Origin of the sequence: Afipia sp. OHSU_II-C1, from assembly GCF_000497575.1 — a bacterium.
In the GTDB taxonomy this organism is placed as follows: Bacteria; Pseudomonadota; Alphaproteobacteria; order Rhizobiales; family Xanthobacteraceae; genus Afipia.
This window is the reverse complement of sequence record NZ_APJI01000003.1, coordinates 1-12,565: the sequence shown is the minus strand read 5'-3', so window position 1 is coordinate 12,565 and position 12,565 is coordinate 1. Positions and strand designations below refer to the sequence as shown.

The 12,565-nt window shown below is 61.0% G+C and carries 13 protein-coding genes; 11 read left to right on the top strand and 2 right to left on the bottom strand.

Going from position 1 to position 12,565, the window contains the following annotated elements; translation table 11 throughout:
* Window positions 1–36 precede the first annotated feature (36 nt).
* The 3 genes from I554_RS0101895 (at window position 37) to I554_RS0101885 (ending at window position 2,483) form a co-directional block, all read left to right on the top strand.
* Window positions 37–627: a 2'-5' RNA ligase family protein gene (locus tag I554_RS0101895; protein ID WP_024574669.1), complete on the top strand. Its 591-nt coding sequence runs from the start codon at window positions 37–39 to the stop codon at window positions 625–627.
* Window positions 628–657: 30 nt separating this feature from the next.
* Entirely contained in the window at window positions 658–1,005 is a 348-nt protein-coding gene (locus tag I554_RS0101890; protein WP_024574670.1) for an ArsC family reductase, read from the top strand.
* 152 nt (window positions 1,006–1,157) lie between these two features.
* Window positions 1,158–2,483, top strand: coding sequence for a dicarboxylate/amino acid:cation symporter (locus tag I554_RS0101885; RefSeq protein ID WP_024574671.1), 1,326 nt, complete (start codon window positions 1,158–1,160; stop codon window positions 2,481–2,483).
* A 12-nt stretch (window positions 2,484–2,495) separates the two neighbouring features.
* Here the strand turns inward: I554_RS0101885 and I554_RS0101880 are convergent, their stop codons facing one another.
* Complete coding sequence (locus I554_RS0101880; RefSeq protein ID WP_024574672.1) at window positions 2,496–3,098, bottom strand: hypothetical protein; 603 nt, start codon at window positions 3,096–3,098, stop codon at window positions 2,496–2,498.
* Between the two features lie 345 nt (window positions 3,099–3,443).
* On the opposite strand from I554_RS0101880, the gene I554_RS0101875 reads away from it, so the two are divergent.
* The 7 genes from I554_RS0101875 to I554_RS0101845 all read left to right on the top strand — a co-directional run bounded on the left by I554_RS0101875 (window position 3,444) and on the right by I554_RS0101845 (window position 9,917).
* Window positions 3,444–4,199 (top strand): ABC transporter ATP-binding protein, encoded by a 756-nt coding sequence (locus I554_RS0101875; protein WP_024574673.1) that lies wholly within the window; start codon window positions 3,444–3,446, stop codon window positions 4,197–4,199.
* Window positions 4,192–4,905: an ABC transporter ATP-binding protein gene (locus I554_RS0101870; RefSeq protein WP_024574674.1), complete on the top strand. Its 714-nt coding sequence runs from the start codon at window positions 4,192–4,194 to the stop codon at window positions 4,903–4,905. Before I554_RS0101875 ends, I554_RS0101870 begins: the two co-directional genes overlap by 8 nt.
* A 74-nt stretch (window positions 4,906–4,979) precedes the next feature.
* The gene (locus I554_RS0101865; RefSeq protein WP_024574675.1) at window positions 4,980–6,200 is read left to right on the top strand and encodes an ABC transporter substrate-binding protein; all 1,221 of its coding nucleotides are present in this window, start codon (window positions 4,980–4,982) and stop codon (window positions 6,198–6,200) included.
* A gap of 79 nt (window positions 6,201–6,279) precedes the next feature.
* Complete coding sequence (locus I554_RS0101860; RefSeq protein WP_024574676.1) at window positions 6,280–7,143, top strand: branched-chain amino acid ABC transporter permease; 864 nt, start codon at window positions 6,280–6,282, stop codon at window positions 7,141–7,143.
* A gap of 1 nt (window position 7,144) precedes the next feature.
* On the top strand, window positions 7,145–8,110 hold the full coding sequence (locus tag I554_RS0101855) for a branched-chain amino acid ABC transporter permease (RefSeq protein WP_024574677.1): 966 nt from the start codon (window positions 7,145–7,147) through the stop codon (window positions 8,108–8,110).
* A 136-nt stretch (window positions 8,111–8,246) separates the two neighbouring features.
* Window positions 8,247–8,891, top strand: a complete 645-nt coding sequence (locus I554_RS0101850; protein ID WP_024574678.1) for a DUF47 domain-containing protein — start codon at window positions 8,247–8,249, stop codon at window positions 8,889–8,891.
* Between the two features lie 15 nt (window positions 8,892–8,906).
* Entirely contained in the window at window positions 8,907–9,917 is a 1,011-nt protein-coding gene (locus I554_RS0101845; protein ID WP_024574679.1) for an inorganic phosphate transporter, read from the top strand.
* Between the two features lie 6 nt (window positions 9,918–9,923).
* On the opposite strand, the gene sugE is transcribed toward I554_RS0101845, so the two are convergent.
* A complete protein-coding gene (sugE, locus tag I554_RS0101840; protein WP_024574680.1) occupies window positions 9,924–10,238 on the bottom strand; it encodes a quaternary ammonium compound efflux SMR transporter SugE in 315 nt (104 codons plus the stop codon).
* 156 nt (window positions 10,239–10,394) lie between these two features.
* Here sugE and I554_RS0101835 point away from each other — a divergent pair, with 156 nt between their 5' ends.
* Window positions 10,395–12,014, top strand: coding sequence for a peptide chain release factor 3 (locus I554_RS0101835; protein WP_024574681.1), 1,620 nt, complete (start codon window positions 10,395–10,397; stop codon window positions 12,012–12,014).
* Window positions 12,015–12,565: the final 551 nt, after the last annotated feature.

Here is a 12,565-nt window from a genome sequence, read left to right as displayed (position 1 = left end):
TCGCTGTTTGTTCTGTTGCGCAAGCAGGTTCAGATCATGCCCGAACAGCTTGTTTTTCAAGGGTTTGAGCATCAGCTCTTGCATGAGCCTACGGACGGATTGTTCCTGGCCGTGGTGCCGCCGGCGAGTATGGCTGATCGCATCAGCAACCTGATTCCGGAGCTTCGTGCCCGTCATGGATTAAGAGGCGAGCCGCTTTCGCCGAGGCGGCTCCATGTCACGCTGCACTATCTCGGCTCATACAACGGTTTGCCCCGGAAACTTATGGAGACGGTTTGCGCGGCGGCACCGGCAGTTTCAATGCCGCCGTTCGAGATCAGCTTTGATCGTGCCCTGAGCTTCACCAGCAGGAAAAAGGCAAGGCCCTTTGTACTGCGGGCAGGCGGGGACGTTATCCCGCTGCTGGGGCTTCACCGCGCCGTGGGCGAGGCCATCACAAGAGCTGGCCGTGGCCGGTGGGTGACGCGGCATTTCACACCGCATATGACGTTGCTTTACGACAGGCGGCTGGTGGACGAGCACCCGATTGAATCGCTCGGCTGGACCGTGACCGATTTCGTTTTCGTGCACAGCCTTGTCGGCCAGGGAGTGCACAATCATCTCGCGCGCTGGCCGCTACAGCGCTAAATCCTGTTTCAGAAATGCGAGGGATTGAGCTTGCCCATCACCATCTACGGCATCAAGAACTGCGACACGATGAAGAAGGCGCGCGCGTGGCTGGACAAGCATGGTGTCGACTACAGTTTTCACGACTACAAGACCGCCGGCATCGACAAGGACCGCCTTGCGCGCTGGAGCAAGACCGTCGGCTGGGAAACCTTGCTGAACCGGGCCGGCACCACATTCCGGAAGTTGCCGGATGCCGACAAGGCCAACCTCACAGAGAAGAAGGCGATGGCACTGATGCTTGCTCAGCCGTCCATGATCAAGCGTCCCGTTCTTGAAGTTCGCGGCAAGCTGCTGGTCGGCTTCAAGCCGGAGAACTACGCGGCGGTGGTCGGGTAGGCCGCACGAAGCTGCGGCACGGAACCTTCGTCAGGATGCTGCCGATAAAACGTTATTGATCCGCTGATTTTCCTTGAGGGGTGCGACGTTCTGGCGCACCGTCGCGGGACGTGCCATTTTACCGTCCGCGCTCTTCCCTCAGGATATCTCCGATGACAGTCACCGCCGCGCCATCAATACCGGCCTCAACAAAATCGCCCTGGTATTCCATCCTTTATGTTCAGGTGCTGATTGCCATCGCACTCGGTGTTCTGGTCGGACATTTCTATCCGGGCACCGGCAAGGCGCTGAAGCCGCTCGGGGACGGCTTCATCTCGCTGATCAAGATGATGATCGCGCCCGTCATCTTCTGCACGGTGGTGCACGGCATTTCCTCGATGGGCGATCTCAAGCGCGTCGGGCGCGTGGGCCTTAAGGCTCTGCTGTATTTCGAAGTCGTCTCGACGATCGCGCTGGCGGTGGGCCTGCTCGTCGGTGAAATCGTTCAGCCCGGCAGCGGTTTCAACATCGATCCCGCGACGCTCGATCCGAAGGCTGTTGCGACTTACGTCCACAAGGCGAGTGAAGAGGGAATCGTCTCGCACTTGATGGCGATCATCCCGAACAGTTTCATCGGCGCTCTGGCGAATGGCGATCTGTTGCAGGTGCTGCTGGTCTCCATCCTGTCGGGTTTCGCGATTGCCTTCATGGGACCCGCGGGCGAACCGATCGCAAATGCCATCGACATGGCCGCGAAAGTCTTCTTCGGCGTGATCCGCATCATCGTCCGTGCGGCGCCGATCGGCGCATTCGGTGCGATGGCCTTTACGGTTGGCGCTTACGGGCTCGGCGCGTTGTGGAATCTGGTCGCGCTGATCGGTACTTTCTACCTGACCAGCATGTTGTTCGTCTTGCTGGTGCTCGGCGGGATCGCGCGGTTCGCGGGATTCTCCATCCTGCGCTTCATCGCCTACATCAAGGATGAGCTTCTGATTGTGCTCGGCACCAGCTCATCCGAAACCGTGCTGCCCAACATGATCAAGAAGATGGAGCGGCTCGGTGCATCGCGCGGTGTGGTCGGTCTCGTGATCCCCACCGGCTACAGCTTCAATCTCGACGGCACCAACATCTACATGACGCTGGCGACGCTATTCCTTGCGCAGGCGACCAACACGCATCTGACGATCTGGCAGGAGCTTGGCATTCTTGGCGTTGCGATCATCACCTCGAAAGGCGCATCGGGCGTCACCGGCGCAGGTTTCATCACGCTGGCGGCGACACTTGCGATCGTGCCGGATATTCCGATCGCGTCGCTGGCGATCCTGGTCGGCATCGACAAGTTCATGAGCGAGTGCCGCGCGCTGACCAACCTGATCGGTAACGGCGTCGCGACCGTGGTGATCAGCCGCTGGGAAGGCGAACTCGACAAGGACAAGCTGCACGAAGCGATGGCGCATCCCATCGAACTCGGCGAGGCGATGGAAAACGTCCGTGCATAGCCGTCGTAATTGTTAGACGAACTCGATAGTGTCGCCGGGCGCGATCCGGCCGGGAGCCTTGTGGAACAGGTCCCGGTCGATGACGGCGCGCAACTTGTAGTTCGGCGGCATATCGTTCGCCCGCATCAGGTTTCTGATCTCGAAGCCGCCGTCGTCGGAAATCGTCTTCAGCGAGGCGATGATCCGGTTGACACCGTCACCGTCTGAGAAAGGCATCAGGAGCCGCTCGTAATCGACCTTGCGGCCGTAAAGGTCGCTGACCTGCGAGATGGTGAACATCGGGAGTTGCCTCCGGACACATTCCCGGTAGATCGGCATGACAACCGGCGCGAGTTTGGCGCCCATATATTCTTCAAGGTCGCGTCCCTTGCCGGCAGTCCCGAATGCGATCGACATCCGGTCGCCGTCGCTCTCGATGAAAAACCGGGGTGCGCCGCCGGAGCAGTCGGCCAAGATGTAGACGAGGTCGTCGCGCTCATCGGCGAGGCGATCGGGACGATAATCGTCAAATGCCGGCAGGCGCTCGTGCCTCGCATAGAGCCGCAGCCAGAAATTCAGAAGCTCGCGCTGCTTGATCGACTTTACGACAGGCGGACCTGCGCTTTCGAAATCCATGGCCGCAATCCCCGATACAACTGAGGGAAAGTCCTTGCCAGCAATCATCGGTTTGCGGTCGAAATATTTGATGAAGAGGGGACTTGGGCGAATATTAGGCTTAACGATGCGTTTCCGGGCACCTGAAAGAGAGCCGGGATAGCCCTAGGTGGCGGTGGACATTATACTTTTTGCACATTACGCATCATGCGCTGGGCAGCATTGCAGCTTGCGCATCGCTAACAATTCGCTGCATATTCCCGGCCGAGTTACGGGTCGAGGGCGGCTTTCTGACAGCCGGGGGACTCGGCAACCAAAACGGCCACGCGCGGAAAACCTGCGTGAAGGCTGACAGGGGGAAATTACTTGTCTGATGAGTTCATTCTAGAAACCTCTGGGTTGACCAAGGAGTTCGCGGGTTTTGTGGCCGTGAGCGACGTCAATCTGAAGGTTCGTCGCGGCAGTATTCATGCACTGATCGGCCCGAACGGGGCCGGCAAGACGACATGCTTCAACCTGCTGACCAAGTTCCTGAAACCAACGCGCGGCGAAATTCGCTATAAGGGGCAGGACATTACCGCGATGGCGCCGGCCGATGTGGCGCGCCTGGGTCTTGTCCGCTCGTTCCAGATCTCGGCGGTGTTCCCGCATCTGACGGCGCTGGAGAACGTGCGGGTCGCGTTGCAGCGCCAGCACGGCTCGTCGTTCGATTTCTGGCGCTCGAAGTCGGTGCTCGACCGCTTCAATGGCCGCGCGCAGGAACTGCTCGAGGATGTCGGTCTCAGCGAATTCGCCAATACGCCTGCGGTGGAAATGCCCTACGGCCGCAAGCGCGCGCTGGAGATCGCCACCACACTGGCGCTCGATCCGGAAATGATGCTGCTCGACGAGCCGATGGCCGGCATGGGCCACGAGGACATCGACAAGGTCGCCGCGCTGATCAAGCGCATCTCGCAGAAGTACACGATCCTGATGGTCGAACATAACCTCAACGTCGTCGCCAACCTGTCCGATACGATCACCGTGCTGACGCGCGGCAAAGTCCTGGCCGAGGGCGATTACGCCACGCTGACCAAGCACCCGCAGGTCAAGGAAGCCTATCTGGGAGCTGGCCATGAGTAATACGGGCGCTCCGGTGCTGACCGTCAAGAATCTCGAAGCGTGGTACGGCGAGTCCCACATCCTTCACGGCATGAACTTCGATGTGCGCCCGGGCGAGGTGGTGACGCTGCTCGGCCGCAACGGCGCGGGCAAGACCACGACGCTGAAATCGGTGATGGGAATCATCGGCAAGCGCACGGGCTCCGTCGAGTTCGAGAACAAGGAGATGATCCGCCTGCCGTCCGACAAGATCGCGCGCCTTGGCGTTGCGTTCTGTCCGGAGGAGCGCGGCATTTTCGCGAGCCTCGACGTCAAGGAAAACCTGATGCTGCCGCCAACCATCCGCGGCGGCGGCATGACCCTCGACCAGATTTTCGAACTGTTCCCCAATCTCAAGGAGCGTCTCGGCAGCCAGGGCACCAAATTGTCCGGCGGCGAGCAGCAGATGCTGGCTATCGCCCGCATCCTGCGCACCGGCGCGCGCTTCCTGATGCTGGACGAGCCGACCGAAGGTCTCGCACCGGTCATCATCCAGCAGATCGGGCACATGATCAAACGCCTGAAGGCGGAAGGCTTCACCATCCTTCTGGTCGAGCAGAACTTCCGTTTCGCCTCCACGGTCGCCGACCGCTACTACATCGTCGAGCACGGCAAGATCATCGATGCGTTCGCAAACTCCGAACTCCAGGCCAACATGGAGAAACTGCACACCTATCTGGGTGTGTAACGGTAACTTTTTAGAACAGAAAGTCCACGAGTAACGACAACGCCGCAACAAGCGGCATCCAGGAGGAAAAGATAATGAAAAACACGATTTCGGCACTCATGCTGGGTACCGCGCTGATGGTCGGCGCAGGAACCAGCGCGTTCGCGCAGGACAAGGTCGTCAAGATCGGCAACCTGACCGATATGTCCGGGCTTTACGCCGACGTGGGCGGAGCGGGCTCGACTCTTGCCGCGCAGATGGCTGTCGAGGACTCCGGCCTTGCCAAGAAGGGCTGGAAGATCGATGTCATTTCGGCAGATCACCAGAACAAGCCTGATGTCGGGACCACGACGGCCCGTCAGTGGATCGACGTCGAGAAGGTTGACGTGATCGTCGACGTTCTGAATTCCGGCGTTGCGCTCGCGGTGAAGAACGTCGTCACCGAGAAGAACTCCATCATGATCAACTCCGGCGCGGCGTCGTCGGATCTGACCAACGCGCAGTGCTCGCCGAACGTCGTGCACTGGACCTACGACACCTACATGCTGGCCAACAGCACCGGCACAGCGCTGGTGAAGGCCGGTGGTGACACCTGGTTCTTCCTCACCGCTGACTACGCATTCGGCGCCGCGCTCGAGCGCGACACCACTGCGGCCGTGACTAAGGCAGGCGGCAAGGTTCTCGGCAGCGTCAAGCATCCGCTGAACTCGTCGGACTTCTCGTCGTTCCTGCTGCAGGCGCAGGCCTCGAAGGCGAAGATCGTCGGTCTGGCGAACGCGGGCGGCGACACCACGAACTCGATCAAGCAGGCGGCCGAATTCGGCATCGTCAAAGGCGGACAGAAGCTGGCCGGCATGCTGATGTTCATCAGCGACGTCAATTCGCTCGGCCTGAATGTTGCGCAGGGCCTGAACTTCACCGAGACGTTTTACTGGGACCTGAACGACAGCACGCGCCAGTTCTCCAAGCGCTATTCTGAGCGCATGAAGAACAAGGCCATGCCGACCATGGTGCAGGCGGGCGTCTATGCCGGTCTCATGCACTACTTCAAGGCGCTCGAAGCACTCGGCGGCAACCCGCACGACGGCAAGGCCGTCGTGGAGAAGATGAAGTCCATGCCGACCGACGATCCGCTGTTCGGCAAGGGCCTGATCCAGCCGAACGGCCGCAAGATCCAGCCGGCATATCTCTTCGAAGTGAAGAAGCCTTCGGAATCGAAGGGGCCATGGGATTACTACAAGCTGGTCGGCACCACTCCGGCCGAGCAGGCCTTCCGGCCGCTGTCGGAAAGCGTCTGCCCGCTGGTGAAGAAGTAATCGCAAATTCGCCCGGCGGCGCAAAGCCGCCGGGCATTTCTCAATATCGCCTCCAACTGCGCGCGAAAGAATCGATACGATGCAAGCTCTCTACGCCCAGCTTCTGGTTGGACTGATCAACGGCTCGTTTTACGCGCTGCTGAGTCTCGGGCTGGCCGTTATTTTCGGAATGCTCAACATCATCAATTTCGCGCACGGCGCGCTCTACATGATGGGCGCGTTCGTGGCGTATTTCCTGTTGAACCTTTTCGGCGTCAACTACTGGTGGGCGCTGATCCTCGCGCCGGTGATCGTCGGCGGCTTCGGCATCCTGCTCGAGCGTACGATGCTGCAATGGTTGACCGGGCTCGATCATCTCTACGGCCTGCTGCTGACCTTCGGCCTTGCGCTGATCATCCAGGGTGTGTTCCAGAACTATTTCGGCTCGTCCGGACTGCCTTACGCAATTCCCGATATTCTGAAGGGCGGCGTCAATCTCGGCTTCATGTACCTGCCGATCTATCGCGGCTGGGTCGTTGTATTCTCGCTCGTGGTCTGTCTTGCGACTTGGTACCTGATCGAGCGCACCCGGCTCGGCGCCTATCTGCGCGCCGCCACGGAGAACCCGACGCTGGTGCGCGCGTTCGGCATCAACGTGCCGCGCATGATCACGCTGACCTACGGTCTTGGCGTGGGGCTGGCCGCACTCGCCGGCGTGCTCTCGGCGCCGATCAATCAGGTGCGTCCGCTGATGGGCGCGGATCTCATCATCGTCGTGTTCGCCGTGGTTGTGATCGGCGGCATGGGATCGATCATGGGCTCGATCATCACGGGCTTTGCGCTTGGCGTGATCGAAGGCCTGACCAAGTATTTTTATCCCGAGGCGTCCAACACCGTGGTCTTCGTGCTGATGGTGCTGGTGCTCCTCGTAAAGCCGACTGGACTGACGGGGCGGGCGAACTGACATGACCACGATTACCGACAACGCCGCTCCCGTGAAGGGCCGCACCAGCGACGAAATGATCGCGTTCGTCATCATGACGGTCCTGCTGGCCGTCGTGCCGCTGACCGGGCTCTATCCTTACTTCGTGATGCAGGCGCTGTGCTTTGCGCTGTTCGCCTGCGCGTTCAACCTGCTGATCGGCTACGGCGGCCTGCTGTCGTTCGGCCATGCGATGTTCCTCGGCACCGCGGGCTATGTGACCGCCCACGCCCTGAAGGTCTGGGGCGTCTCGCCCGAGATCGGGATCATTCTGGGTGTTGCGGCATCCGCCGCGCTCAGCGTCGTGACCGGCCTGATCGCCATTCGCCGCCAGGGTATCTACTTTGCGATGATCACGCTGGCGCTGTCGCAGTTGCTGTTCTTCATCTACCTGCAGACCCCGTTCACCCACGGCGAAGACGGCATCCAGGGCATTCCGCAAGGCATGATGTTCGGCGTGTTCGACCTGTCGAAGCCGACCACGCTCTATTACGTGGTGTTGGCGATTTTCCTGCTCGGCTTCCTCGTGATCTACCGGGCCATCAACTCGCCGTTCGGCGAGGTGCTCAAGTCGATCCGCGAGAACGAACAGCGCGCGATCTCGCTCGGCTACAAGACCGACCAGTACAAGCTGCTGGCGTTCATCCTGTCCGGCACGCTGGCGGGTCTGGCAGGGGCGGTGAAGGTGTTCGTGGCGCAGAACGCCTCGCTGACCGACGTGCACTGGACCATGTCCGGCGAAGTCGTGCTGATGACGCTGGTCGGCGGCCTCGGAACGGTGTTCGGCCCGGTGGTCGGCGCCTTCGTGATCATCGCCATGCAGCAGTATCTGGCCGGCTTCGGCCAGTGGGTGACGGTGATTCAGGGCGCGATCTTCGTGATCTGCGTGCTCACCTTCCGTCGCGGCGTGATCGGTGAAATCGCCCACTATTTCAAGCGATCGCTGTAAGCGCCCGATTTTACGAGCGTTTTGCCTCGATAAATCAGTGGATGACCGGCGTTTGGGCGTCGGGCTTTCGCCTGTTGGTCTGCGAAACGGTTTATGACAGATATGTGACGCGTTCTGTCGTGCCGGAGAAAGATCGATGCTTGGTTGGTTTCGTAGGTTGCTGCCGCGGGAGGAGCGGTTCTTTGACCTGTTTGCCCGGCATTCTCAGGCAGTGGTGCAGGGGGCGGAAGCGCTGGAAGGAATGATGCGCGGCGGGGAGGAGACCCCGGTTTACTGCCAGCGCGTCAACCAGTTCGAAAACGACGCCGACCAGATCACGCGCGAAGTGCTGACCGCCGTCCGCCGGACCTTCATTACGCCGTTCGACCGCGGCGACATCAAGAATCTGATCACGGCGATGGACGACGCCATCGACCAGATGCAGCAGACCGCCAAGGCGGTGATGCTTTTCGAAGTGCGGATCTTCGAGCCGCCGATGCGCGAGATCGGCGCCATCCTCGTGCAGTGCGCGAATCTCGTCGGCAAGGCCGTGCCGCTGATGCAGGCGATGGGCGCGAACGTCACCACGCTGACCGCTTTGACCGAGGAAATCACGCGGCTTGAAGGTCGCGTCGACGATCTCAACGACATCGGCTTGAAGGAGCTTTTCCTCAAGCACCGCGACGGCAACACGATGGACTTCGTGGTCGGTGCGGAAATCTACAAGCATCTGGAAAAGGTCGCCGACCGATTCGACGACGTGGCCAACGAGATCAACAGCATCGTGATCGAGCAGGTTTAAGGTCAGGACCGCACAGTGGACGCCTCGCTCGCTTTCCCCATCCTGGTCGGATTGATCGCCGTCGCACTGCTGTTTGATTTCCTCAACGGTCTGCATGACGCCGCCAACTCCATCGCCACGATTGTTTCGACCCGCGTGCTGCGGCCGCAATACGCGGTGGCATGGGCGGCGTTCTTCAACTTCATCGCCTTCGCCGTGTTCGGCCTGCATGTGGCGCAGACCATCGGCACCGGGATCATCCATCCCGAGGTGATCGACGCGCATGTGATCTTTGCTGCGCTGATCGGCGCCATCGTGTGGAATCTGGTGACGTGGGGCCTCGGCATGCCGTCCAGCAGTTCGCATGCGCTGATCGGCGGACTGCTCGGTGCCGGCATGGCCAAGGCCGGGACTTCGGTCATGGTCTGGAGCGGTTTGTCAAAAACGCTGCTTGCGATTGTGCTCTCGCCGCTGGTCGGATTTTTGCTCGCCCTGTTGCTGACGGCGATTGTGTCATGGGCCGCGGTGCGTTCGACGCCGTTCGCGGTCGATCGCGCGTTCCGTATCTTGCAGTTCGCGTCGGCCTCGCTGTATTCGCTCGGCCATGGCGGCAACGATGCGCAGAAGACCATGGGCATCATTGCGGTGCTGCTGTACTCACAGGGCTATCTCGGAGGCGAGTTCAGCGTACCGTTCTGGGTGGTGATTGCGTGTCAGGCGGCGATGGCGCTCGGCACGCTGATGGGCGGCTGGCGCATTGTGCGGACCATGGGCCTGCGCATCACCAAGCTGACGCCGATGCAGGGATTCTGCGCCGAGACGGGCGGGGCGGCGACCTTGTTCGCCGCGACATTCCTCGGTGTCCCGGTCTCGACCACGCACACCATCACCGGCGCGATCGTCGGTGTTGGCGCAGCGCGCCGCGTGTCGGCGGTGCGCTGGAATGTGGCGAGTTCGATCGTCTGGGCCTGGATCTTCACGATCCCCGCCGCTGCGCTGGTCGCAGCAGCCACCTATTATGCCGTGACACTGGCGGGCTGGCGCTGATCTTTCTTACGCCACGACCTTGAGGCCGACGATTCCGGCGACGATCAGCCCGATGCAGACGATGCGGAGGGTGGTTGCGGGATCGCCCAGCAGCCAGATGCCGAGGATAGCGGTTCCGACCGAACCGATGCCGGTCCAGACCGCGTAGGCAGTCCCGACCGGCAGCGTCTTCAGCGACAGGCCGAGCAGAAGGACGCTGGCGATCATGCTCATGATGGTGAGGACCGACGGCGCCAATTTTGTGAATCCGTCGGTATATTTCAGGCCGATGGCCCAGCCGATCTCCAGCAAACCCGCAACAAACAGCATGGTCCATGCCATGGCGAATACCTCCACAACAGGGCCGTCCCTGCGGATATGTGAGTGAAACGAGGCCGTCCTCGTTGCCTGAACATGCCTCACCGGCAAAGAAGATGCAAGTGCATGGAGTTCAAATACCCTTGATCCTGCCGCGTTTCTTTGCCACACGCTCGCATCATGTCCGACACCGCTATTGCCGCCGAGTCCGCCTCGCTGACGCCGCTTGCCGAAGAAGTGGCGCGCCGGCGCACATTCGCGATCATTTCCCATCCTGACGCCGGCAAGACCACGCTGACCGAAAAGCTGCTGCTGTTCGGCGGCGCGATCAATCTCGCGGGTCAGGTCAAGGCCAAGGGCGAACGGCGCAACACGCGATCCGACTGGATGAAGATCGAGCGCGAGCGCGGCATCTCCGTCGTCACCTCGGTGATGACGTTCGAATTCCAGAACCTGGTGTTCAACCTGCTCGACACGCCGGGCCACGAGGACTTCTCGGAAGACACCTATCGCACGCTGACCGCAGTCGACTCGGCTGTCATGGTGATCGACGCCGCCAAGGGCATCGAGGCGCGCACGCTGAAGCTGATCGAGGTCTGCCGCCTGCGCGACATTCCGATCGTGACCTTCATCAACAAGATGGATCGCGAAAGCCGCGACGTGTTCGATCTGCTCGACGAGATCGAGAAGACGCTGGCGCTCGACACCTCGCCGATCAACTGGCCGGTCGGCCGCGGCCGCGATTTCATGGGCACCTATGACATCGAAACCGGTGGCATCCGCCTGCTGGAGGGCGGCGGCGCCAAGACCGGCGCGCTGGAGAAAATCGAGATTTCCGATCTGGCGGGCCGCAACGCCAATCTCGATACCGGCGAGATCGCCGACGAACTCGAACTGGTGAAGGAAGCCTCGAAGCCGTTCGATCTGCAGGCGTTCCGCGAAGGCCATATGACACCGGTCTATTTCGGCTCGGCACTGCGCAATTTCGGCGTCGGCGATCTGCTGGAAGGTCTCGGCCGCTTCGCGCCGTCGCCGCGTGCGCAGGACGCCGACAAGCGCAAGGTCGAGGCGGACGATCCGAAGATGAGCGCGTTCGTGTTCAAGATTCAGGCGAACATGGACCCCAACCACCGCGACCGCATCGCGTTTGCGCGTCTGTGCTCGGGCAAGCTGACGCGCGGCATGAAGGCCAAGCTGGTGCGGACCGGGAAGAACATGAGCCTGTCGTCGCCGCAGTTCTTCTTCGCCCAGGATCGCGCCATCGCGGACGAGGCATTCGCGGGCGACGTGGTCGGAATCCCCAATCACGGCACGCTGCGGATCGGCGATACGCTGACCGAGGGCGAGGACATTACCTTTGTCGGCGTGCCGTCATTCGCGCCGGAAATCCTGCGCCGCGTGCGCCTCACCGACGCGATGAAAGCCAAGAAGCTGAAGGAGGCCCTCCAGCAGATGTCGGAGGAGGGCGTCGTGCAGGTGTTCCGTCCGCGCGACGGCGCGCCTGCGCTGGTCGGCGTGGTCGGCATGTTGCAGCTCGACGTGCTGAAAGCGCGCCTCGACGCCGAGTACTCGCTGCCGGTGGATTTCGAGATCAGCGAATTCCAGCTCGCGCGCTGGATTTCATCCGACGATCGCAAGAAGCTCGAAGCGTTCCTGACGGCGAACAACTCCGGCGTCGCCGACGACGTCGATGGCGATCCGGTGTTCCTGGCCAAGAACGAATTCTATCTCGGCTACACCCGCGAGCGCGCCGAAGGCATCGTGTTCTCGGCCGTCAAGGATGTGAAGAAGAAGGCCTAAGCGCTTCTTCTTTGTGCTGGGCCGGCGCAATTCTCTCAGGTCGTCCCCGCCTTCGCGGGGACGACGGAGCGACCGCGTGCGTCACTTCGATTTTCCAGATTCAATTTTCAAACAGCCACCCGCCATTGATCCGGCGCATCGCCTCACGGCGCTCCATTCGCGGCGATTTTGGGCGAAGGGACCGTGCTTCCGGATGGGACGGGCGAACCTCCAGCAGCTTTCACCGCCTTCATCCGCATCCCGTGCAGCCGCGAACGGCAGAGCCACGTAGTTCGCTCGGACGGTGACCCCAGCCTCCCGGACGACGCGTGTGCGAGACACGCGCGCAGGCGCCGCATCCTGCTCCGCTTCAAAGCGCCCTCGAGAAGCGCCCCTCACAAATAGGATTGTAGGGATATATATCGTTTCAAGGTCAACAGGTCCGTGTACAAAATGATAGAACGACAAATACTGTCAGTATCAATAACGACTATAACAATAGGATCGTTTATTTTGCTGAGAAGGATTGTCATAGCTTGCGGCTGACCTGCACCCCTGATTGCCCTCGTTTA